The organism is Halosolutus sp. YCN4 (assembly GCF_059736495.1).
The window spans coordinates 12344-34913 of record NZ_JCASSM010000001.1 but is presented as its reverse complement, the minus strand read 5'-3'; the positions used below and the strand labels follow the sequence as shown (position 1 = coordinate 34913).

Annotated in this window: 20 protein-coding genes and 1 pseudogene; 13 read left to right on the top strand and 8 right to left on the bottom strand. The window is 67.5% G+C overall.

From position 1 onward, the window contains the following. Window positions 1-21: 21 nt before the first annotated feature. Window positions 22-1887 (bottom strand): formate/nitrite transporter family protein, encoded by a 1866-nt coding sequence (locus AC6I6X_RS00185; RefSeq protein ID WP_497928499.1) that lies wholly within the window; start codon window positions 1885-1887, stop codon window positions 22-24. A 268-nt stretch (window positions 1888-2155) separates the two neighbouring features. On the opposite strand from AC6I6X_RS00185, the gene crtID reads away from it, so the two are divergent. From crtID to cruF, 3 genes are read left to right on the top strand one after another with little or no spacing between them, the layout of a single operon-like run. After that, entirely contained in the window at window positions 2156-3664 is a 1509-nt protein-coding gene (gene crtID / locus AC6I6X_RS00180) for a bifunctional phytoene desaturase/3,4-desaturase (RefSeq protein ID WP_497928498.1), read from the top strand. Between the two features lie 5 nt (window positions 3665-3669). After that, complete coding sequence (locus tag AC6I6X_RS00175) at window positions 3670-4629, top strand: prenyltransferase (RefSeq protein ID WP_497928497.1); 960 nt, start codon at window positions 3670-3672, stop codon at window positions 4627-4629. Continuing rightward, window positions 4622-5485 carry a bisanhydrobacterioruberin hydratase gene (gene cruF / locus AC6I6X_RS00170; RefSeq protein ID WP_497928496.1) on the top strand — a complete coding sequence of 288 codons (864 nt, stop codon included), beginning with the start codon at window positions 4622-4624 and terminating at the stop codon, window positions 5483-5485. Before AC6I6X_RS00175 ends, cruF begins: the two co-directional genes overlap by 8 nt. A gap of 299 nt (window positions 5486-5784) precedes the next feature. Here the strand turns inward: cruF and AC6I6X_RS00165 are convergent, their stop codons facing one another. The 3 genes from AC6I6X_RS00165 to AC6I6X_RS00155 form a co-directional block, all read right to left on the bottom strand. Continuing rightward, window positions 5785-6735 carry a phytoene/squalene synthase family protein gene (locus AC6I6X_RS00165; RefSeq protein WP_497928495.1) on the bottom strand — a complete coding sequence of 317 codons (951 nt, stop codon included), beginning with the start codon at window positions 6733-6735 and terminating at the stop codon, window positions 5785-5787. A gap of 88 nt (window positions 6736-6823) precedes the next feature. Beyond that, window positions 6824-8434 carry a bacterio-opsin activator domain-containing protein gene (locus AC6I6X_RS00160; RefSeq protein ID WP_497928494.1) on the bottom strand — a complete coding sequence of 537 codons (1611 nt, stop codon included), beginning with the start codon at window positions 8432-8434 and terminating at the stop codon, window positions 6824-6826. A gap of 113 nt (window positions 8435-8547) precedes the next feature. Beyond that, a complete protein-coding gene (locus AC6I6X_RS00155) occupies window positions 8548-9777 on the bottom strand; it encodes an ornithine cyclodeaminase, nickel-pincer nucleotide-dependent (RefSeq protein ID WP_497928493.1) in 1230 nt (409 codons plus the stop codon). A gap of 133 nt (window positions 9778-9910) precedes the next feature. Between AC6I6X_RS00155 and AC6I6X_RS00150 the strand changes: the two genes are divergently transcribed. From AC6I6X_RS00150 to AC6I6X_RS00130, 5 genes and pseudogenes are all read left to right on the top strand, one after another. Next, the gene (locus tag AC6I6X_RS00150; protein WP_497928492.1) at window positions 9911-11131 is read left to right on the top strand and encodes a PGF-CTERM sorting domain-containing protein; all 1221 of its coding nucleotides are present in this window, start codon (window positions 9911-9913) and stop codon (window positions 11129-11131) included. Window positions 11132-11357: 226 nt separating this feature from the next. Then, entirely contained in the window at window positions 11358-11936 is a 579-nt protein-coding gene (locus AC6I6X_RS00145; RefSeq protein WP_497928491.1) for an HTH domain-containing protein, read from the top strand. A gap of 196 nt (window positions 11937-12132) precedes the next feature. Then, the gene (locus AC6I6X_RS00140; protein WP_250140169.1) at window positions 12133-12294 is read left to right on the top strand and encodes a hypothetical protein; all 162 of its coding nucleotides are present in this window, start codon (window positions 12133-12135) and stop codon (window positions 12292-12294) included. A 142-nt stretch (window positions 12295-12436) separates the two neighbouring features. Continuing rightward, a complete protein-coding gene (locus AC6I6X_RS00135; protein WP_497928490.1) occupies window positions 12437-12655 on the top strand; it encodes a DUF2196 domain-containing protein in 219 nt (72 codons plus the stop codon). A gap of 105 nt (window positions 12656-12760) precedes the next feature. Then, window positions 12761-12982, top strand: a pseudogene (locus tag AC6I6X_RS00130) (YhjD/YihY/BrkB family envelope integrity protein); the annotation flags it as partial. Window positions 12983-13021: 39 nt separating this feature from the next. Here AC6I6X_RS00130 and AC6I6X_RS00125 read toward each other — a convergent pair. The 3 genes from AC6I6X_RS00125 to AC6I6X_RS00115 all read right to left on the bottom strand — a co-directional run bounded on the left by AC6I6X_RS00125 (window position 13022) and on the right by AC6I6X_RS00115 (window position 15911). After that, a complete protein-coding gene (locus tag AC6I6X_RS00125; protein WP_497928489.1) occupies window positions 13022-13891 on the bottom strand; it encodes an ABC transporter permease in 870 nt (289 codons plus the stop codon). Then, window positions 13888-14808 (bottom strand): ABC transporter ATP-binding protein, encoded by a 921-nt coding sequence (locus AC6I6X_RS00120; RefSeq protein ID WP_497928488.1) that lies wholly within the window; start codon window positions 14806-14808, stop codon window positions 13888-13890. The genes AC6I6X_RS00125 and AC6I6X_RS00120 overlap by 4 nt, the downstream gene beginning before the upstream one ends. 206 nt (window positions 14809-15014) lie before the next feature. Beyond that, window positions 15015-15911: a winged helix-turn-helix domain-containing protein gene (locus AC6I6X_RS00115; RefSeq protein WP_497928487.1), complete on the bottom strand. Its 897-nt coding sequence runs from the start codon at window positions 15909-15911 to the stop codon at window positions 15015-15017. 205 nt (window positions 15912-16116) lie between these two features. On the opposite strand from AC6I6X_RS00115, the gene AC6I6X_RS00110 reads away from it, so the two are divergent. The 3 genes from AC6I6X_RS00110 (at window position 16117) to gdhB (ending at window position 20560) form a co-directional block, all read left to right on the top strand. Continuing rightward, window positions 16117-19005, top strand: coding sequence for a bacterio-opsin activator domain-containing protein (locus tag AC6I6X_RS00110; RefSeq protein ID WP_497928486.1), 2889 nt, complete (start codon window positions 16117-16119; stop codon window positions 19003-19005). Between the two features lie 110 nt (window positions 19006-19115). Next, entirely contained in the window at window positions 19116-19256 is a 141-nt protein-coding gene (locus AC6I6X_RS00105; protein WP_497928485.1) for a rubrerythrin-like domain-containing protein, read from the top strand. 2 nt (window positions 19257-19258) lie between these two features. Beyond that, the gene (gene gdhB / locus AC6I6X_RS00100) at window positions 19259-20560 is read left to right on the top strand and encodes a glutamate dehydrogenase GdhB (protein WP_497928484.1); all 1302 of its coding nucleotides are present in this window, start codon (window positions 19259-19261) and stop codon (window positions 20558-20560) included. A 15-nt stretch (window positions 20561-20575) separates the two neighbouring features. On the opposite strand, the gene AC6I6X_RS00095 is transcribed toward gdhB, so the two are convergent. Then, on the bottom strand, window positions 20576-21202 hold the full coding sequence (locus tag AC6I6X_RS00095; RefSeq protein WP_497928483.1) for a phosphoribosyltransferase: 627 nt from the start codon (window positions 21200-21202) through the stop codon (window positions 20576-20578). Window positions 21203-21311: 109 nt separating this feature from the next. Here AC6I6X_RS00095 and AC6I6X_RS00090 point away from each other — a divergent pair, with 109 nt between their 5' ends. Together AC6I6X_RS00090 and AC6I6X_RS00085 are read left to right on the top strand one after the other, a co-directional pair. Then, window positions 21312-21761 carry an NAD(P)H-hydrate dehydratase gene (locus AC6I6X_RS00090; RefSeq protein WP_497928482.1) on the top strand — a complete coding sequence of 150 codons (450 nt, stop codon included), beginning with the start codon at window positions 21312-21314 and terminating at the stop codon, window positions 21759-21761. 79 nt (window positions 21762-21840) lie between these two features. Then, window positions 21841-22557: a class I SAM-dependent methyltransferase gene (locus AC6I6X_RS00085; RefSeq protein WP_497928480.1), complete on the top strand. Its 717-nt coding sequence runs from the start codon at window positions 21841-21843 to the stop codon at window positions 22555-22557. Window positions 22558-22570 lie beyond the last annotated feature (13 nt).

Genomic DNA, 22570 nt, shown 5'->3' with positions numbered 1-22570 from the left:
CCGGTGAACGCCGAAGCGGTGCTACCGTCCGAACAGCCGCTGGTACAGGCTGCGCTCGGACGGACGTTCGGCGAGCAGGACCGAACACCCGACGTCGTCGATCACGTCCATGTGCAGCGATCCAGTCACGAGCCGTGAGAGGAGGCCGCGTTCGGTCGCCCCGATGAGCATCATCGTGTGATCGCCGGCCGCCCGACAGATCGCCCCCTCGACGTCCCCGCTGTCGTCGACGATGAGGTTCGCGTCCGCGAGGTCGTGATCGACGGCCCACTCGCCGAGGAACTGCTCCGCCTGATCGTGCGCCGCCGGTTCGTCGGCGACGTACAGCAGCGTCACTTCGGCACCGACGGTCCGGCGGAGTGTCCGGGCCACCTCGGCGCTCAGGTCCGAGTCCGGCCCGCCGGCGGTCGGCAGGAGGATCCGCGAGGGGTCCAGCCCGCGGTCCTTGAACACGAGGAAGTCACACGGGAGGTCGCTGGTGAGTTCGCTGAGCGGGCGCTCGGCGCGGGCCGCGTCCCACAACTGGTTCGCACCCCACCCCATCACGACGAGGTCCGTCCCGGATCGTTCGGCCGTGGTGAAGATTTCCTCGAACGACCGGTGAGAGACGATCGTCGAGGTCTCGCAGTCGACGTCGTACTCGTCGGCGAGGTCGCGAACGTCCTGCAGTTGGTTGTCCGACTCCGAGACGATGCGCCGGTGCTGGCGGCTTCCGTAGTTCGCCGACGGCCGCTCGGGAACCTGGACGATGTGGGCGATGTGGACGGTACCCGACTCGTGGCCGTTCGCGAGCATCGCGGCGAGTTCGACGATCGACGACTCGGTCCGCGGGTTCGCGATCGGCACCATGATCCGGTACGATTCGTCGTCCCCGGCCGTCCGCTCGCCGGTGTCGATCAGCGGGACGTACGATCGGCCGACGAACCCGCCGAACAGCCACTCGCGGGGGGAGAGGCGGCGCTCGCTACCCGCAAAGCGGGCCGATTCGAGCCGTTTCTCGCTCGTCTGGTAGTAGTTGACGACGGTCACGAGCAGGATCCCGCCGAGCGTGTTGCCGAGCAACACCGGGAGCACGAACTCGGTCGCGCCGACGAAGAGCCCGAGCCGGCCGGCGAAGACGAGATAGAGCATCTCGGTGAACGAGACGACGACGTGGAACAGGTTCCCCAGCGGGATCGCGAGGAACGCGAGGTAGACGACCACGAGCCGCGAGATCGTGTCCCGCGAGGCGAAGGTGACCCAGACGACGCCGGCGACGATCAGCCCGGCGAACGCGGCCTTGAAGAACAGGTCCCACCACGCCGTCTCGATCCCGTGCTGTGCGATACTCAATGCCGCCTCCTCCGCCGGTTCGTCGAAGACGCCCCCCCAGGTGAGCGCGGCCGCACCCAGGGCACCGCCGGCGAAGTTTCCGGCGAGGACGATGATCCAGTGTCGCAACAGCGCCGGCAGACTGGCCAGTCGCTCGATCGTCAGGGCGACCGGCGGGAGCGTGTTCTCCGTGTACAGCTGGTAGCCGCCGATGATGATGTAGATGAATCCGAGCGGGTACAGCAGCGAACTGAGTATCGGGTGGCCGTCCGTCGCACCGTACAGCGACGCGTACAGCAGGAACGTGATCGTGATCGCGAATCCGGCCGCGAGGCCGCTGAAGAAGAGTTCGCGGTTGCCGGAGGTGACCTCTTCGTCCGCCGCCGCGACGACCCGCTGGAACACCTCGTCGGAGGAGAACCGATCGCGAACGACCGATCCCACCGCGGGCGCACCGTGTCTGGATCGCTCGACCGCCTCTCGAACGGAATCTTCCCCGGACTGCTCGGGGGCCTCCACGGTCGATTCCTCGGGCGGCCCGGCATCGATGTGGCGAGGGCGTTCGGAATCACTCATTGGTGGCACCAGTCGGTTCACTAACTAAGCGTTTGGCTTTCGAATCGATCGAACGGGGCCGTCCGCCGACCGTGACGGCGTTCGTCGATCGATCTCGACGCCGTTCGGAACTCGTCGACCGTCGCGTTCGATCGGCCGCGACCGTGATTCGCGGCCGTCAGCGGCGCTCACCGAGTGGCGATTGGCGACGGCGAACCCGACGCGGTACTAGCGGAACCCTACGTACGTATGACGTACATTTAACTCGGAACCGACACTGCAATAACACATGGAGTCGCTGGCCGGAGAGTCGGTCGTCGTGATCGGGGCCGGCGTCGGCGGGCTGTCGACGGCCTGTTACCTCGCCGACGCGGGTGCCGACGTGCGAGTCATCGAGAAGAACGAGCAGCTAGGCGGCCGCGCGAGTCGCCTCGAACGTGACGGGTTCCGGTTCGACATGGGGCCGTCGTGGTACCTGATGCCCGACGTCTTCGAGCGCTTTTTCGCAGAGTTCGATCGGACGCCGACCGACTACTACGGCCTCACCCACCTCGATCCCCACTACCGCATCTTCTTCAAGGACGGGGACCGGGTCGATATCACGCCCGACATCGACCGGACGAAAGCACTCTTCGAGGAGTACGAAGACGGCGCGGGGGAGGCTCTGGACCGCTACCTCGCGAAGTCGACGGAGAACTACGAGGTCGGGATGGAACACTTCGTCTACGAGGACCGATCGCGACTGCGGGACTACCTGGACCTCGACGTGGCCAGGCAGGCCCGCGGCCTCTCCCTGCTCGGGTCGATGCAGGGTCACGTCGAGAAGTACTTCGACCATCCGAAACTCCAGCAGATCATGCAGTACACGCTGGTGTTTCTCGGTGGCTCGCCGAAGAACACCCCGGCGCTGTACAACCTGATGAGCCACGTCGACTTCAACCTCGGCGTCTGGTACCCCGAGAACGGTCTCGGCGGCGTTATCGACGGGATCGTCGACCTCGGCCGGGAACTCGGCGTCGAGTACGACACCGATCGGCCGGCGACCGCGATCAAGGGTCGCGAGGGCGCGTTCCTGGTCGAGACGCCCGAGGGCCCGCTGCGGCCGGATCTCGTGGTCAGCAACGCCGACTACGCCCACACGGAACAGGAACTGCTCCCGCCCGAACGGCGGGGCTACGACGCCGACTACTGGGAGTCGCGGACGTACGCGCCCTCCGCGTTCCTGCTGTACCTCGGCGTCGAGGGCGACGTCCCCGAACTCGAACACCACACGCTCGTGCTCCCGACCGACTGGGAGGAGCACTTCGACAAGATTTTCGAGGACCCGCAGTGGCCCGACGACCCAGCCTACTACCTCTGCGTCCCCTCGAAGACGGACGACTCCGTCGCCCCCGAGGGCCACAGCAACCTGTTCGTCCTCGTCCCCATCGCGCCGGGCCTCGAGGACACGCCCGAACAGCGCCGGCAGTACCGCGACCTGATCCTCGAGGACATCGCCGCCAACACCGGCACCGACCTGCGCGATCGGATCGTCGTCGAGGAATCCTTCTGCGTCGAGGACTTCGCCGATCGGTACAACAGCTTCAAGGGGACCGCACTGGGGATGGCCCACACGCTCCGCCAGACCTCGCTCTTCCGGCCGCCCCACCGATCGAAGGAAGTCGAGGGGCTATACTTCACCGGTTCGTACACGACGCCCGGGATCGGCGTCCCCATGTGCCTGATCAGCGGCGAGTTGACCGCGGAGAAGGTGATCGAGGATCACGGACGACCGAAACCGACGGACAGTATCCAGTGACGGTCATGTCCGGGAACTCGTCGTCGATCGCGAGTTCGGGGTCGAGATCGGATCCGGGTCCGGACTCGGAACAGGACCCGAAGGCCGAGCCAGGACCGAAGTCGCCGATCGCCGACGGGGACGGACGAGGTCTGCGCGATCGGCTCTCGTACCTGCTGACGCTCTCTCGGCCGCGGTTCTGGCTCTACCTCGCCGGTCCCGTCCTCGTCGGGGTCGCCTACGCGGCCGACGGCGTCGATGAACTCACCTCGCCCGCGGCCGCCGTCCTGTTCGCCTACTTCCTCCTGCCGGCGAACGTCTTCCTCTACGGGATCAACGACGTCTACGACCGGGAGATCGACGCGGCGAACCCGAAGAAGGAAGACCGGGAGGCGCGGTACCGGGGCCAGCGGTGGGTTCCGACCGTCGTCACCGGCTGTGCCGTCCTGCCGATCCTGTTTCTCCCGTTCGTCCCGACTGCGGCGTGGCCGTGGCTCGCGGCCTTCCTCGTTCTCGGGGCCGCCTACAGCGCGCCGCCGGCGCGGTTCAAGACGACGCCCCTGCTCGACTCGGTCTCGAACGGGCTATACGTCACGCCGGGGATCGCCGCCTACGCCGCCGTCGCGGGCACGCAGCCGCCGTTGCCGGCGATCGCGGGCGGGTGGCTGTGGGCGATGGGCATGCACACGTTCTCGGCGATTCCGGACATCGACCCCGATCGAGCGACCGGGATCCGGACGACGGCGACGGTCCTCGGGAAACGACGAACCTACGCCTACGTCGGCGCGTGCTGGCTCGCGAGCGCCGTCGCCTTCGGGGCGCTCGACGTCCGGTTGGGCGCGCTCATGGCCGTCTACCCCCTGCTCGTCGCGGCCATCGCCACCGCGAGCGTCGCCGTCGATCGGGCCTACTGGTGGTTCCCGGCGATCAACACGGTCGTCGGCGCGGCGCTGACGATGGGCGGCCTCTGGAGGCTCTATGGATAGTCTCTCGACGCGGTCACACGACTGGTCGCGCGCGACGGTCCAGCGGCGACTCGAGACGATCGTCCGCGAGAATCGCTTTACGATCGCGGTCGTCTTCCCGGTCGTCGGGGCGGTGACGCTCGTGGCCAGCGCCGAGGGACTGCTCCCCGATCCGCTCTCGTACAACCCGTTCCTGATCCTGTTCGGGACGATTGTCATGCGATCGCCGCTCGTCGTCGGCCTCCTCCCGCGGATCGACCGTCGGGCGGTCGGCGCGCTCGGCGTCCTGACGGCGTTTACGTACGCGATCGAGATCGTCGGGGTACGAACCGACTGGCCCTACGGGGCCTTCGAGTACGGGATTCGACTCGGGCCGATGCTGTTCGGGGAGATCCCGCTCGCCTTGCCCCTGTTTTTCGTCCCGCTGGTGCTGAACGCGTACCTGCTCACTCTGCTGGTCCTCCGCGGGTGGGCCGAGAACCCCGTCGTTCGGCTGGGGACGGCGATCGCCGCCATCGTCGGGATCGATCTCGTGTTGGACCCCGCCGCCGTCGCGATCGGCTTCTGGGCCTACCTCCCGCCGGGAGGCTACTACGGCGTTCCCGCCTCGAACTACGGCGGCTGGCTCCTCTCGGGCACCGTCGCCGTCGTGCTGGTGGATCTCGCGTTCGATCGGGCGACGCTCCGAGAGCGGGTTCGAACCTGCGAGTTCGTCCTCGACGACCTGGTGAGCTTCGTCCTGCTGTGGGGGTCGATCAACGTCCTCTACGGGAACTGGCTCGCGGCCGGCGTGGCCGGCATCTTCTGTCTCGGCCTGTTCAGTACGGACCGCTACGATCGCGAACTGGTGTGGACGGCACTGCCGATGGGCGGGTAGCGACGGCCGCCTCGGGTTCGAGGACGATACCGGCTCGACGCGGGAGCCGTGTCGAGAGAATCCCTCGTGACCGCCCAGCCCCGGTTCACACGAACAGGTCACTGAGCGGGTCCCCGAACTGGAGCAGTAGCACGACGGCCGCGAGCGTGATCGTCAACCAGACGGCGAGGGTGATCGCGGTCGTCCGAACGCCGTACCGATCGATCGCGAGCGGGTCGTGCCCCGAATTAATACGCAGACGAGACGATCAGGATCGGCGATCAGACGAATTTCGACCCACGAAAGAGAGGGACTCGACGTCACCGCGTCGGCACGCGATCGCCCGGATCCGGACGGTGGCGGTCCTGCCCGACGGTCGGAATCGCCGAGACGCGCTGGAACACCGCCTCGGGGTCGCGGTTCCAGTGCCAGTGCCAGCGGGTTTTCGCGAGACACCACAGCTTTCGCGCCGTCGACAGCGACGGCTCGGTCGAGAGCACGTCGTACCCCTGCTCGCGGATGATGGTGTGGTGTTCGGCGTAGAGCACGGCCGCGAGCAGGACCGGAAGCTGGCAGTCCTCGGGGAGATACCGGATCCCGGCGACGCCCTCACGGTAGAGGTCTTCCGTCCGTCTGAGTTCCTCGGCCATCGCCGCGCCGAACGAGTCCGAGTACTCGAGCCGTTCGATCTGTTCCTCCGGGACGCCGTGTGCACGAAGGGTCTCCTGGGGTAGGTAGATCCGATCGCGATCGACGACGTCCTCGCGGACGTCCCGCAGGAAGTTCGTCATCTGGAAGGCTTCACCCAGCTTGATCGCGTGCGGGAGGGCGGTTTCCGGGTCGTCGGGTTCCATGATCGCGGTCATCATCACGCCGACCGCCGCGGCGGATCCGCGCATGTACGATTCGAGTTCGTCGTAGGTCTCGTACCGGCTTTTTTCGATGTCGGTCGCCATCGCGTCGACGAACTCCTCGACCTCCTCGTCGGCGATGCCGTACCGCTTGCGCAGTTCCTGGAAGGCGTAGAGGACGGGGTCGTCCGGGTCGGCCTCGCCCAGCGCCTGGGCCCGGAGTCGGTCGAGTTCCGCCCGCTGTTCTTCGGGGGGGACACCGGCCGCGTCGTCGACGACTTCGTCCGCGATGCGAAAGAACGCGTAGAGGACGTGCGTCGCGTTGCGAACGCGCTCGGGGAGAAACCGGGTCGCGAGGTAGAACGTCTTGCCGGTCCGTTTCTGAATCGCTTTGCCAGCGTCGATGTGTTCCTGTTGCATTCTCGTCCTCGTGTCAACGTGACTTCAGCCGGTGTCTATAATACAACAGATGCATATAAAAGGTCTATCCCTCACTAGTGGGGTGAAATTACTCTCCGCCGAACAGTTCCTCCAGCAACTTTCGCTGGGCCGTGCGCAGGTGCTGGTGGAACGTCGATCGGGAGATGTCCATCGTCCGGGCGAGATCCTCGCCCGAGACGTTTCGCGGCCACGCGAAGTAGTCCGCGTAGTAGGCCTTCCGGAGCGCCGTCAACTGGCGTTCGGTCAGCTTCTCTTCGAGTCGGGCCGCCAGATCCTGGGGTGTCCGCGTCGGCTCTTCGCTCTCGTGGTAACTGATCAACTCGACGCGATCGTATCGGTCCGCGAGCAGGTCGTACACCGACCGGGCCGACTGTCCGGTCGGGAGTTCGACGGTCAGGTCGGCGACCCCGTCGCGGGCGTCGAACCGGCGGATCACCGCGCCGTGTTCGCTCAGCGCGGTCACGACGTCCACGTCGACGGCGACCTCGAGCAAGGTTCCGCCGTCGTGATCCGACAGTTCCGTCACCGACGAAACCGCGTTGAATTCGGCCACGATCGGCGCGACGTCGTCGTCCCGATCGACGTGGAAGAACACCAGCGGAGTACCATCCCGATCGTACGTGAGGCCCCGATAGGAGACGACCGCGTCGAGTTCGTCGGCGAGCGCCGTGACGAACAGCGACGAATCCTCGATCGCCAGTTCGAGTTCCACGACGGTCTCGATCGTGAGCATGCGGCGGGCCTCGATCGCGTTCATTGCGGTCGCGATCGTCCCGGCGAGCGACTCGAGGACCAGCAGTTCTCGCTCCTCGAAGACGGCCGGTTCGTCGGCGAACAGCACGAGCACGCCGTACGTGACGTCGCCGTATTCGAGCGGGAGCGCGGCGACCGACTGGAATCCCGACCCGGCCGCGGTCGGCCACCACCGCTCGGCGTCCTCGAACTCGTCGACGTCCTGGACGACCGCTGGCTCGCCCGTTTCCAGCGCCCGGACGGCCGGATGTGATCGGCCCGGTTCGAGGGCGAGTTCGCCGTCCTCCAGCGGCAGATCGCCGGTGCTGGCCCACTCGCGGGGCGTGATGCGCTGGTTCGTGACGTCGACGCGGCCGATCCACGCGAGGACGTACGAGTCGGACTCGATCAGGCGCTTACAGACCCGCCGTTCGATCTCGGGCCGGGTTCCGGCACCGACTGCGGCGTCGGTCACGTCCTGAACGAGACCGTCGATCCGCTCGAGCACGTGTTCGAGCGCCGCCCGCTCGTCGCGGAGTCGATCCGACGTCGCCTCGGTCTCGAGTTCGGCCAGTTTCCGATCGGTGATGTCGAGGTGGGCCACGGCGACCCGGGAGGCACCGTCGACCGTGAACCGGCTGGCTCGCATCAGGAACCACTGCTTTTGCTCGGGGGAGTGGCAGGGGTACTCCATCGCGAACGTCTCCCGTTCGCCGTCGAGGACCGCCTCGAGGCCGGCGACCGCCCGGGCGGCGTGCTCGTCGTCGGCGTCGGCGGCAGTGGCGACGTAGTTGACGCCGACGTCGTCGGCGTCCGATCGCTGGTCGGTGCCGAATTCCCGCCACGATCGATTCGTCAGGAGAATGTCTCCGCTTTCGTCGAGAACAGCGACCGTGATGGGGAGCGTATCGAGGGCCGCTGCGGCGAGCGAGTGCCGTTGGACCATCGGGGGATACTTCGTCGCGAATCGGCTTAACACGCATGCCCCGCGGTCAGCCGTCGATCGCTGGCACGCGGTCCGAGAGCGGCCGCCCGGCGCCCGCTCCCGATCGGGCCGGGTTACTCGAGCAGTTCGTCACGCAACATCGGAATGAACGTCCCGATGTCGGTGACCATCCCGATCGCCTGGGCGCTGCCGCGATCGAGCAGTTGGGTGACCGTGGCGGGGTTGATGTCGACGCAGACGGTCTTCGTCGTGGAGGGGAGGCAGTTCCCGACGGCGACGGAGTGCAACAGCGTCGAGAGCATGAGCACGAGATCGGCCTCGTGGGCCTGGTCGCGGATCGCGTCCTGGGCCTCGATCGCGTCGGTGATCGTGTCCGGGAGCGGGCCGTCGTCACGGATCGATCCGGCGAGCACGTAGGGAACGTCGTTCGTGACGCACTCGTACATCACGCCTTCGTCGACGATGCCCTCCTCGACGGCCTCGGGGATGCCGCCGACGCGGACGATCTCGCTGATCGTGTAGATGTGGTGTTTGTGGCCCTTTCGGGGGTGTTCGAGCGACTCCGTGTCGACCCCGAGCGAGGTGCCGTACAGGTCGCGTTCGAGGTCGTGAACGGCGAAGCCGTTGCCGGCTGACAGCGCGTCGATGTAGCCCGCGCGGACGAGGTCGGCCAGGGCGTTCCGGCCGCCGGAGTGAACGATCGCCGGGCCGCAGACGACGAGCACGTTGCCGTCGTTCTCGCGGACCTCGCGCATCTCGTCGGCGATCTCCTCGATCAGCGACGCGGACGGGCGCTCGCTGGAGACCCCGCCCTGCATGAAGCCGAAGGAACCGCCCCCGTTGCGCGGTCGTTCCGGCGGTTCGACGCGAATCCCGGTGTCGCCGGTGACGACGAGGTCGCCCTCCTCGACGGCGTTGAGCACTTTCGTGGTGACGCGGGGGCCGTCGTCGTCGGGCCGTTCGACCACCAGCGCACAGTCCATCTCGACGTCCTCGACTGCGACCCACTCGCCGTCGACACGGACGTAGGTCGGGTGGTTCGTCGTCGAGTAGAAGTCGACGGGGACGACCTGATCGTCGGGTGCGGCCTCCAGCGTGGCGTCGCGAGGATCGGCGACGGTCGCACCCTGCTGGTTGAGTTCGTGGAGGATCGCCTGTAGATCCTCCTCGGTATCGGCCAGCACCCGCATCCGGCAGAACGTCTCTTCGTGTTTGTGGCGGCCGACTTCGAACTCCTCGACCTCGAACTCGCCGCCCATGTCCATCACGACCCCGAAACAATTGCCCATCGTCCCCGAGTCGATGATGTGACCCTCGAGTTCGACGGTGCGCGAAACTGTCATCGGGGAAGGGTTGGCGGTCCGGGACCGTCAATGTGTGCGTCCCAGTTCGACACTGACGATCGCCCGGAGGTTCCTCCGAAAGCGACAGTTCAGCTGAGAGAAATTTAAGTAATTGCGGTATCCATCCGCTCGTATGTATCGATCCGTCCTGTTTGTCACGATATGTCTCCTCTCGACGTCGACGCTCACCGCGGGCGCCGTCGGGGCGAGCGAGGAAGTGACGGTAAGCACACACGTCGTCGACGACGACGGTAACGACGTCGCCGACGCGACGGTGATCGTGTCGTGGGACGGCGGCGAGAAGACGGAAGAGACCGCCGCGAACGGCCAGACGCTCATCGACGTCCCGAGCGACGCGAACGTCTCGATTACCGTCGAGGACGACGACCTCGTCCAGAACAATCCGAAAGCGATCGGCACCGTACGGAGCCACACCGACGTCACGGTCGAACTCTTCCCCGAAACCACCGCGACGGTTTCGGTTACCGACGGCGAGGCCACGATCGACGGGGCGACGGTCACGCTCACCAAGATCGACGACGATCGGCCGGCCGCTACGGGAACGACCGGCGGTGACGGGACGGTCACGGCCGAGGGCATCGAGGAAGGGCAGTACAACGTCGTCGTCGAACAGACGGGCTACTACGACGCGTCCGCGGTCGTCGACCTCGCCACGACCGACGAGACGTCCGTGGAACTGGAGTCGGGGACCGTCGACGTCTCGGTCACGGTCGTCGACAGTTACCTCGACGAACCCCTCGAGACGGACGTCGCGTTTCGCAAGAACGGCGACCACGACGCGACCGTCTCGACCGACGAAGACGGTCAGCGAACCATTCCGCTCGACGTCAACACGGAGTACACCGCCGTCGTCGAGAAAGACGGCTACGGCGAACCCGAACGGACCGTCGACGTCGGCGAATCCGATCGCACCGTCAGCTACGAGGTCGAGCGGGCACCTGCAGTGACCATCGAGTCGACGAACGAACGCGTTCTCGTCGGCGAAACCGTCGGCGTCGACGTCACCGACGAGTACGACGAACCGATCGAGGGTGCCGAGGTCCGCCTCGACGGCGAGGCGGTTGCGACGACGGCGGCCGACGGTTCCGCGACGGTACCGATCGACGAGGCCGGTGACCGCGAACTGACCACCGTCGCCGAGGGAACGACCGCCGAGGCGGTGACCGTCGAAGGCGTCGATCCGAACGCCGACGACGAGGAGGTCGAGGGAGACGAGACGGAGGAGCAGGCGGACACCGAAACCGGCGACACGGACGACTCGATCCCCGGGTTCGGCGCACTGGTCGCGGTCGCCGCGATCGCCGGGACGATGCTCGTCTACGCTCGACGCTGAGGCCTGCGCTGGTTCGAGTTCCGTGCTGAACGTACTACGCCGACCCGTGGGCCGAACGTGTCACCGATCGTAACACCGTGATACTGCCCGACATATCCGTGGTCGACCACGACAAGTCGACCGATCTGGGCCGTCTCGAGCGTGTTTGTGGCAAACGTTCACAAGCCCTGACATCGGGCCAAACGCTTTTTTACCTCTTCGTGGACAGCCTCCACGGAGATCACTCGTGTCGGACCACCAACCCACATCGAAGACGGTCGAGCTGTGGATCCGTTCGTTCGCCCCCGTGACGACCGGACCGACCCAGGAGCGGGCGCTCGAACGGGTCGAAGCGCTCGAATCGTCCGCACCGATCGACGCGATCGAGATCGGCGTCTGGGGGAAACAGGTCGAGCGGACGGGCCGATCACGACGAATCCCGCAGCTACGGACGATCGAAGCCAGGCTCGACGCGTTCGAACGGTGGGCGAAGCGGACGGGCCGTTCCCTGGTCCCGTTCTTTCGGACCCGAACGGTCGAGTCCTCGATTACGGGTACCCGATACGAAGTGTGCAGACTGCCGACGATCGCCCTCGCGGAGTTCGCCGACGGCGAACTCGTCCACGTCGCCCCGTGTCGCGACGGCGATCGAACGATCGACGTCTTCGACCGCCTCGACGCCCTCGAACGCGACGCGGCGGATCCGGTGGTCACGTACGAGGAGACGCACGAGAGCGACGAGTCGATCTCCGACCAGACACGGACGCGGGCCGGTCCGGGCCGACGGAATCGATTCGTCGGGCCGTCGCCGATCGGGTCGAACTGACGCCGTGTCACACGCATCACAAGCCATCCAACCCTGTCACTCGCGGTCCGTCGCCCGGCCGATCCCCGGCCGGCGCGGACCGCACCCGGCGTCGATCGGCGAGTGACGACCCCGCGAGCACGCGTCGCCGGCGGTCGGTACCGGCCCCGTGAAACGGGGACCAACATATATGCTACTCTATCACATATGACGGTGTATGGCAGGTGAATCTGCGACGCTCGATCACTCGCGGTGTCGGAACTGTGGGTTCGAGGCACCCGGCGGTGCCGACGAGTGGCTCCGAATCGACGTCCCGAAACTCGGCCGAATGACCCAGTGTCCCGACTGCGAGAGTACGGATATCATCACGAAACGGTAACCATCGCGATCCGGCACGGGGAGCGTCTCGATCGGGACGCCCGGAGAGACACCTACGTCGACCGATCGTCGGCGCCCTATTGCCGGCCACCGACGCGATTGCAGGCAGCACCCTTTTCGCCGGACCCGCCACACCGCTACCCATGTCCGAAGAGCGTCCGACCGCAGACGAACTGCGACAGGGACTCACCGTCGAAATCGTCCAGGGCGACCGGGACGTCCAGTCGACGGAGACGGAACCGATCGTCGGCGAAATCGGCACGATCTACGGGGACGAACCCGAGGGGCCGGAGGTCGAACTGAAAAGCGGCGTCGTCGGTCACGTCCGGTCGATCGTCCACGACGAGTCGTCGACGCGCTGATCGCGTCCGAAGTCGTCGACACACTGGCCGCATCCGAGAGATTTCCGGTCGAATCGATTTTTGTCGGGCCGACGTCGTCAGGGTATGGCAGAATCCGGGACAGTCGCGCTCTCGTGGACCGCGCTAGCGATCGGCTTTCGCGTCTACGTCGCGACCGCCGAGAGCGTCGCGTTGTTCGGAATCGCCGGCGCGATCCTGCTGACCCTCACGTGGGTGTATCTCGGCGGGCTCTGCCTGCTCCTCGGGGCCGTCCTGAACGCCTTCCTCGCCGATCGGGTCGAGCCCGAGACGGGCTGGATTCCCATGCGGGACGTCAGGTCGAAATACGCCTGCCGGCCGTTTTCAGGGGAGGAGAGACTGCTCGATTCAGAGGTCGGCGGCGTCGAACCGGGAGTAGCCGACGACGAACGGCACGACGAGCCAGAGCGCGAGCACGAGCAGTCCGACCTCGGGGGAGGCGTAGAACGGCTCCGCCGCCTCCGGGCCGGCTTCGACGCCGACACCGGCGTCGGGTTCGGCCCCGGCGACGTCGGCGAGAGCAGGTAACAGCGCGACGACCGACGAGAGGTACGCCGACGAGGGCGAGAGCTGCATGACGAAGAACACCCAGTCGGGCGGCTGTGCCGGGAGCGTGAATCCCTCGACGACGTAGAGGATCCCCATCGGAACGACGTCCCAGAGCAGTTCGAAGACGACGAAGAACCCGAGCGCCAGCGTCGTCGCCCGCGACGTCGATCCGGTCGTCGCGGAGAGGCTCACGACGATAGCCGCGTAGATGGCCGCGAAGGCCAGCGTGGCGAGTACGAAGAGCAGGGTCGCCGCGAGGTCGATCTCACCGAGGAGCGCGGCCCCGATCCCGAGGCCGACCACTAGCCCGACGGCGAGGCCGAACGCGAGCACCCCGGCCCGGCCGAGAAGTTTGCCGACGAACACGTACCGCCGGTTCGTCGGGAGCGAGAGCAACAGTTTGATGCTCCCGAGTTCCCGCTCGCCGGCGAGGGACTTGTAGCAGACCACGATCGCCGACAGCGGCACGAACAGGCCGACGAGTCCGATCGTGAAGAAGATCAGGCCGCCGAAGGTGGCCTCCGTCGAGGAGCCGAGCAACGCGGGGGCCTCGACGTAGGCGTAGGTCGAGACGACCGACAGCACCACGAAGATGGCGACGAGCGCCCACAGCGCTCGCGACTGGATGGCGTCCCGGAAGTCCTTCTTCGCGATCGTTCCCCAGGTCATACTTCCACCTCCCGTTCCTCGGTCGTGTAGCGGACGAACAGGTCCTCGAGCGACGATTCGGCGACCGAGAAGTCCTGGATGGGGACCACCTCGGCGTCGATCGCGTGCAGGACGGCGAACTTCGAGACGCCGTCGACCGTCACTCTGAGGCGGCCGTCCTGGATCGAGGCGCTCCCGACGCCGTCGAGGGCCGCGGTCTGCTCGACGATCTCCTCGTCGAGCGACGAGGCGTAGACGTACAGCGTCTCCCCGGTTTCGGTCGCGTCGCGAAGCCCGTCGATCGTGTCGACGGCGACGAGGTGGCCGTCGTCGATGATCGCGACGCGATCGCAGACCGCCTCGACCTGCTCCATGACGTGACTCGAGAAGAAGACGGTCGTCCCGCGGGCGTTCTCCTCGCGAATGATCTCGCGCATCTCGCGGGCCCCGTTCGGATCGAGGCCGGTCGAGGGTTCGTCGAGGACGAGCAGGTCGGGATCACCGACCAGCGCCATCGCGAGCACGAGGCGCTGGCGCATCCCCTTCGAGTAGCCGCCCGCCTTCCGATCGGCGGCGTCGGCGATCCGGACCCGTTCGAGCAGTGCCATCGGGTCCTCGTCCGCACCTTTCATCTCGATCGCGAACTCGACGTGCTGGCGGCCCGTGAGCCGATCGTAGACGTGGTAACCGTCGGGTAGGACGCCCGTCCGTCGCCGGACCGCCTCGCCCTCCCTCTGCGCGTCGTGGCCGAGTACGGTCACGCTCCCCGCGGTCGGGCGGATGAAGTCGAGCAGGGTGTCGATCGTCGTCGACTTCCCCGCGCCGTTCGGGCCGAGAAAGCCGAAGATTTCGCCCTCCCTGACGGTCAGGTCGAGGTCGTCGACGGCCACGACGTCGCCGAACCGCTTCGTGAGGCCGTCGAGTTCAATCGCGGCCATACTCACCACCCCGGTACTCCGTCCGGCCGTTCGCGGCCGGTGGAACGCGACTCATGGCACGACCAAGACCGTACCCGTGGAAAAGTATTGTTATTGTGATTACATATTGACAGCGCCCCTACTCAAATATCTTTGAGCGCACGGCGACGCGGTCGCACCGTTCGATCGGCGATCACCGACCGGCCACGGAACGGCCGGGGGGTGCGCTACGATACCGGATCGACCGGGTCGACGACGCCGTGCTCGTCGACGTCGATCGCCAGCGTCCCGTCGTCGAACGCGAACTCGATCGTCGCGGCGAACGGATCCTCGGAGACGACGTCGGTCCGCACGGCCCCGGTGGTGGTGCACTCGAAGAACTCCCAGAGCGGCAGGGAAAACAGCGAGATGCCGTGGCTCCAGAAGTATCCCACGACCGCCGGGTGAAACGCGGCCGTTACCTCGACCGGGAGCGTGATCACGAGGCCGCATTCGCGGCAGGTGCTGACGTGGACGGGGAACGATCGGCTCCCGCCCACGGGATCGTTGGCGCGCGTGTCGACGACCCCGTAACATTCGGGGCAGACGTCGCCCTGGATCAGGATCACCGTGCTCCAGATCCGGTAGCCGAAGCTGTCGACGATCTCCGCGGCCGTTCGGTGGCGCGCCTGACTCCGGGGGAAGTAGTCCGTGACGAGCGTCGCGTTACACGCGCGACAGCGGACGACGAATCGGCCGTCGACGAGGGACGCGGCCAGTTCGTCCCCCTCGCAGAGCACGCACGCCCCGTCGACGGCCCGATCCTCGAACGACGTCGCGCTCGCGTAGCGGTCCGATCGGATCGCGCGAACGATCCGGTCGCCGCCGTAGGTGAGTCGATAGCCTTCGGACGTCTCGACGACGAACTCGCCGACCAGCCGATCGAGGTGGTAGGAAAACTGCGACGTGCTGTCGACGTCGACCGCGTCGTACAGGTCCGTAAACGTCATCGGGTGGCCGTCGACGCCCACTTCTCGGGCCCGATCGGCCAGTGCGACCAGTATCTCGAGTCGCCGTCGATTTCCGAGCGATGCGATCGCGTCGACGACGTCGTCGTCGATTCGCGTCTCGTGATCTCGCGTCATCGTAGTGCCCTTCGCTGGTCGTCCCGAGGGCCCGCATCGTCTTCACGCTGTCCGCATACCGATGGCTGGCCGGCCCGGTCGGAGGGATCGGCCCACGACGCTGGAACCGGAGTCGCGGAGCGTCGCCCTTCGATCGAGAGATACGTGTGCACGATCGACACGATAACCGATACCTTCTATCCCGTGACGTGCATAGTGGCGACGAATGGGTACCGCAGGGATCCACACCACTCTCCTCGTCGTCGGGTTCGAGGCGGAAGCGGCGGCCGTCGCGACCGACGGCGTCGACGACGTCCGCGAGGTATCGACCGCGACCGAGGCCGTCGAGACCGTGAACGCGGTCACGATCGACTGCGTCCTGACCGCGGGGACGCTCCCGGACGGGACCGGCCTCGACCTGCTCGAGTCGATCCGCGAGCGCGACCCCGCGCTCCCGGTCGTGCTCGCGCCGGCCGACGGCGACGAGGCGCTCGCGAGCGAGGCGATCGCCGCCGGGGTCACCGAGTACGTCCCGCGCGAGGACGGGCCGGACGCGCTCGCGGCGGCCGTCGACCGGGCCGTCGATCGGGGACGGGACCGCCGGGAGCGGCGAGCGCGGGCGCGGCAGTTCGAGACGGTCTTCGAGGACCCCGGAGCGTACTCGTGGGTCCTCGAACCCGACGGCCGGGTTCGACGGGCCAGCGACGCCGCCCTCGGGGCGATCGACGCGACCGAACGGGACGTCCGCGGGGAACGGTTCTGGACGCTCCCCTGGTGGGACCGAACCGAGGACGGGCGATCGACGATCCGGACTGCCGTCGAGCGCGCCGCGGACGGGACGATCGCGTACCGGGAACTGACCCGGACCGGGACGGACGACGGCGGCGGGTCGCGGCCGCGAACCCACGAGGTGACCATCCGACCGGTCCGGGACGAGTCGGGGACGGTCGTCTCGCTGCTGGCCGAGGCGACGGACGTCACCGAGCGGGTCCGACTGGAGGCGGAACTGCGCGAATCCGAGGAACTCCACCGCGTGACGCTGAACGAGATGACCGACACCGTCCTCATCACGAACGACGAGGGAGGGTTCACCTACGTCTGCCCGAACGTTCACTTCATCTTCGGCTACACGGACGACGAGATCCACGAGATGGGGACGATCGACGACCTCCTCGAACCGGACCTCTTCGATCGCGACCGCCTCGCCGAGGAAGGGGTGCTGACGAACCTCGAGTGTACGGCAACCGACAAGGCAGGGAGAGAACACACCCTGCTGGTCAACGTCCGCGAGGTCTCGATCCAGGGCGGGACGCTCCTCTACAGCTGTCGTGACGTGACGAAACGCAAGCGCCGCGAGGAGGCGCTGACGGCGCTGCACGGGACCGCCCGGGAACTGCTCTACGCCGAGACCGATCGCGAGATCGCCGATCGGATCGTCACGGATGCGGCGGACGTGCTCGACCTCGAGGCCAGCGCCGCGTTCCTGTTCGACACCGACGAAAACGTGTTGCGGCCGGCCGCCACCTCGGCGGCGATGGAGCGGCTTCACGGCCCGTTCTCGCCCAGACGGGCCAACGCCGACACGATCTCCGGGCAGGTCTTCGTCGAGGGCGAGTCGCGATTCTTCGCCGACGTCCACGAGTCACCCACCCTCTCGGATCCGACGACGGACGTCCGGAGCGCCGGATTCGTCCCGTTGGGCGATCACGGCGTCTTCGTCGCGGGGTCGGCCGACGTCGACGCCTTCGACGAGGTCACCCGGGAACTGGCGGACCTGCTCGCAGCGACCGCGGAGGCGGCGCTCGATCGCGTCGAGCGGGAGCGACGGCTCCGGGAGCGCGATCGGGAACTCAAGCGCCAGAACCGGACGCTCTCGCGGCTCGACGGGTTGAACGAGATCATCAGGGAGATCGACCAGGCGCTGGTCGGGGCGGAAACCCGCGGGGAGATCGAGGAGGCGGTCTGCGAACGGCTCACCTCGGCCGATCGGTTCTCGTTCGCCTGGATCGGCACGACCGACCCGGCGGACGAACGGCTCGAGTCGATCGCCCACAGCGGGACGGAGCGGGGGCGAGACTACCTCGACAGCGTCCGTCTCGACCTCCGGCACGGGACCGAGCCCGCGATCAGGACCGCCGCCGAACGCGAGGTCACCGTCGTCTCGAACGTGGTCGATCGGCTCCACGACGACCCGTGGCGCGAGGCCGCGCTCGCGCGGGACTACCAGTCGGTCGCGAGCGTCCCCCTCGCGTACGACGAGTTCGCCTACGGCGTGTTGACCGTCTACGCCGATCGACCGGACGCGTTCGACGAGACGACGCGGGCCGTCCTCGCGGAACTCGGGGGGACGATCGCGGCCGCGATCGCCGCGGTCGAGCGCAAACGCGCGCTGGTGACGGACTCGCGGACGCGCTTCGAGTTCGTCGTCCACGACGACGGGTTCGTCTTCGCCAGGCTCGCGCGGGAGGCCGACGCCCGGCTTTCGTTCGACGGCGGCGTCCGCCAGCACGAAGACGGGGCGTCCGTCTTCGTGACGGTCGAGGGGGCGTCCCCGGAGGTCGTCGCGACCGCAGCCGCCGGGCTCGTCGCCGTCGAAGACGCGCAGGTGATCACCGGCGACGGTGCCGCGAGCGATGGAAACGGGACCGGAGACGGCGGTGCCGTCCTCCTGGAGCTGTCGCGGCCGTTTCTCGCGCTGCGGCTCGCTGATCACGGCGTCGTGTTGCGAAGCGTCGAGGCGACGCCGGAGGAGGCACGCGTCGTCGTCGACGTCCCGAGTACGGTCGACGAGCGGGGTGGCGCGGCCGTCGTCTCGAACGCCTTCGACGACATCGAACTCCGATCGAAGCGGACCGTCGACCGGACCACCGCCCGCGACCTCCGGACGACGCTGCTCGATCGACTGACCGATCGCCAGCTCGAGGTCGTCCAGCTGGCGTACTACGGCGGCTACTTCGAGTCGCCGCGGGCGAAAACCGGCGAAGAGGTCGCGGAGACGCTCGACATCTCCCCGGCCGCGTTCTACCGTCATACCCGGACCGTCCAGCGAAAACTCTTCGAGGTCCTGTTCGACGAGGTGGGGCTCCCGGCAAATACTGCACCAGCCGTTGAATAGTGAACCCCCATTTCCGACGAGGGCTAGTTATCTGAGGGACACACTCATCCTAATATCCCTAGTAGAATACTAATGCGACGATCGCCCCCGATCCGTTCGTCGTGACTACCATGAAAGACGTCACTTACGATCCCGAGGACGAATCGACCTACGAGTGTTTCAGTTGCGGGACCGTCGTCAGCGCGTCGGCACCGGGCACGTGTCCGGAGTGTGGGGCCGACATGCGTAATCGACGGACACCGATCGAGTAGCGATGGCGTCTCACCAGCGTTCGACACCGAACCCGGAGCCACAGCGATCGCCGGACGAGAATCCCGAGACGGCGCTCGAGACCGCTCGTCGGCAACTCGCCCGCGCGGCTGACTATCTCGAGATCGACGACACCGTCCTCGAGCGGCTCAGATACCCGTGTGCGATCCACGAGGTGACCGTCCCGCTCGAGCGCGACGACGGGAGCGTCGACGTCTTTACCGGCTACCGTGCCCAGCACGACAGCGTTCGCGGGCCGTACAAGGGCGGCCTCCGGTATCATCCCGACGTGACCCGCGACGAGTGCGTCGGCCTGGCGATGTGGATGACCTGGAAGTGCGCCGTGATGGACATCCCTTTCGGAGGCGCGAAAGGCGGGATCGTCGTCGACCCCAAGTCCCTGAGCGACGACGAGAAGGAACGGCTCACGCGCCGGTTCACCCAAGAGATCCGCGACGTGATCGGCCCGAACACGGACATCCCCGCCCCCGACATGGGGACCGATCCGGCGACCATGGCCTGGCTGATGGACGCCTACAGCATGCAGGAGGGCGAGACCACGCCCGGCGTCGTCACCGGGAAACCGCCCGCGGTCGGCGGCAGTCGCGGTCGCGAGGAAGCGCCCGGCCGGAGCGTCGCGATCGTCACCCGCGAAACGCTCGACTATTACGACGACGCGATCGAGGAGACGACCGTCGCCGTCCAGGGCTTCGGGAGCGTCGGCGCGAACGCCGCCCGCCTGCTCGACGAGTGGGGCGCGACGGTCGTCGCGATCAGCGACGTCAACGGGGCCGTATACGACCCGGCCGGGATCGACGTGGCCGGGATCCCCTCCCACGACGAGGAGCCTGAAGCGGTCACCGACAACGCCACGGGAACCCGCATCACGAACGACGAACTGCTCGCGCTCGACGTCGACGTGCTCGTGCCGGCGGCCGTCGGCAACGTCATCACCGAGGACAACGCCGACGACGTGCGGGCCGAGTACGTCGTCGAAGGGGCCAACGGCCCGACCACGTTCGCCGGCGACGCGATCCTCGCCGAGAACGGGGTCCACGTCCTCCCCGACATCCTCGCAAACGCCGGCGGCGTCACCGTGAGCTACTTCGAGTGGCTCCAGGACATCAACCGCCGCACGTGGAGCCTCGATCGGGTCCAGGAAGAACTCGAGGCCGAGATGGTCGCGGCCTGGGACGCCGTCCGCGAGGAGGTCGAGGCCCGGGACGTGACCTGGCGCGACGCCGCCTACATCGTCGCCCTCTCGCGGATCAACGGGGCTCACGAGATGCGCGGCCTCTGGCCCTGATCCTTAACCGGCCCGCTACTCCCGATCGAGGTACTCGATCGCCTCCTCGTCGGTTACCTGTCCGAAGGTCCGGTAGAACTGGCCGACCGCCTGGAAGTTCTCGGGCGTCTGAAGCGCGATCACCTCGTCGGCCTCGTCCTCAAGCTCCGCGATCGATCGGGGCGAGCCGACGGGGACGGCGAGCGCGACGTACTCGGCGTCGGACTCATGGACCTGCCGGAGACAGGCGATGGCGGTCGCGCCCGTGGCGACGCCGTCGTCGACGATCACCACGCGCTCGCCCGCGAGGTCCGGCAGGCCCGGCGCGTCCCGGTAGCGATCGGCCTTTTCGGCCGCATTCTCGGCTTCTTCTTCGCGAATTTCGTCGAGGTACGCGGCGTCCACGCCCAGCCGATCGATGAGGTCGTCGTTGTACCAGGCGCTCCCGTCGCTCGCGACCGCGCCGATCGCCAGTTCCGGGTTCCCCGGCGCGCCCATCTTTCGGGCCACGACGACGTCCAGGTCGGCGTCGAGCGCGTCCGCGACGGGTCGAGCGACCGGCAACGCCCCGCGCGGGATGCCGAGGACGACGTCCGCCTCGAAGCCGCGCCGCTCGAGGTCCGCTGCGAGCTGTTCGCCGGCGTCCGTTCGATCGTCGAACATGGGTGGCGCTACGAGGCCCACCCACTATGTTTTGACGTGGCATACGTCGGGGCGGGCGACCGGAACACGCCTGCCGAACGCCTACCAGTCGACCGGCGGGAATCCTGTTATGGGACGCCTGCAACGAACGCTCTCGAACGTCTCCGAGGGCGGGAACGACAATGGTCGCGTCGGCGTCGGCGGCGGGGCGATCGAGTACCCCAACCAGCCCGCGCTCGTCGGGCGAGCGGCACTCCGGACCGGGTCCGACCACGTCCGCGCGTTCGTCGCCGATCCGATCTACGAGGTCGTCGCGCTGACGGGCGACGTCGACGAGATCGTCGCCGACGGGGAGCGCAGTCGGAACGAGACGGAGACGTCGGCGCCCACCGTCGCCGGTTCCGGCGACACGCTGGCCGGCATCGTCGGGTCCCTGCTCGGCCGGGGAATGGATCGCGCCGCGGCGGCCGAACTCGGGACGTGGGTGCTCGGCAAGGCCGGCGAACTGGCGACGGCCGAGTTCGGCCCCGGCGTCGTCGCGACCGACGTGATCGATCGGATTCCGGATACGATTCGGTGAGCGCGGGCACGCGGCCGACGGGCCACCAGTTCGGGAGCACAACCGGTTTCCCGCTGTCCCCCGTCGGTCGGCGTACGCGATGTCCACTCACGACGGGACCCGAACGACCTGTAGCGAGTCGACCGACGAGGTTTCACACCCGCTGGTGGCCGCGGTGTACGACTGGGTCGTCCCCGAGCGGGCCCTGTTCGCCCCGCACAGACGGTACCTGACGGCCGACCTCTCCGGGCGAGTGCTGGACGTCGGCGCGGGAACGGGGGCGAACGTCCCGCACGTCGCGGCGAGCGACCACGAGGTCGAGTTCCACGCGATCGAACCCGATCCCCACATGCGCCGGCGGGCGGCGCGGAAAGCGCGCGAGGTCGGCTGCCCCGTCGACCTCCGGGACGCTCGCGCCGAGTCGTTACCCTATCCCGACGACGCCTTCGACGTCGTCCTCGCCGGCCTGGTCTTCTGTACGATCGCGGACCCCGACGCGGCGCTGGACGAGGTCGCGCGAGTGCTGAAACCCGGCGGCGAGTTGCGCTTCATAGAGCACGTCAGGGCCGACGGCTGGCGCGCCGCCGGGCAAGACGTCCTGAACCCGCTCTGGGAGCGAGCGGCCGGCGGCTGCCAGTTGAACCGCGACACCGTCGACCGGTTCGTCTGCCACGGCGCCTTCGACGTCGAGGAGATCGACCGACTCTCGATCGGGATATTTCCGGCGACGCCGATCGTCCGCGGGCGGCTGCGACGCCGGCGCGGCGAGCGAGACGATAGGGGTTTATTTGACAGGGTGGTGCCTGTCGAGACGTGACAGACCGATCGAC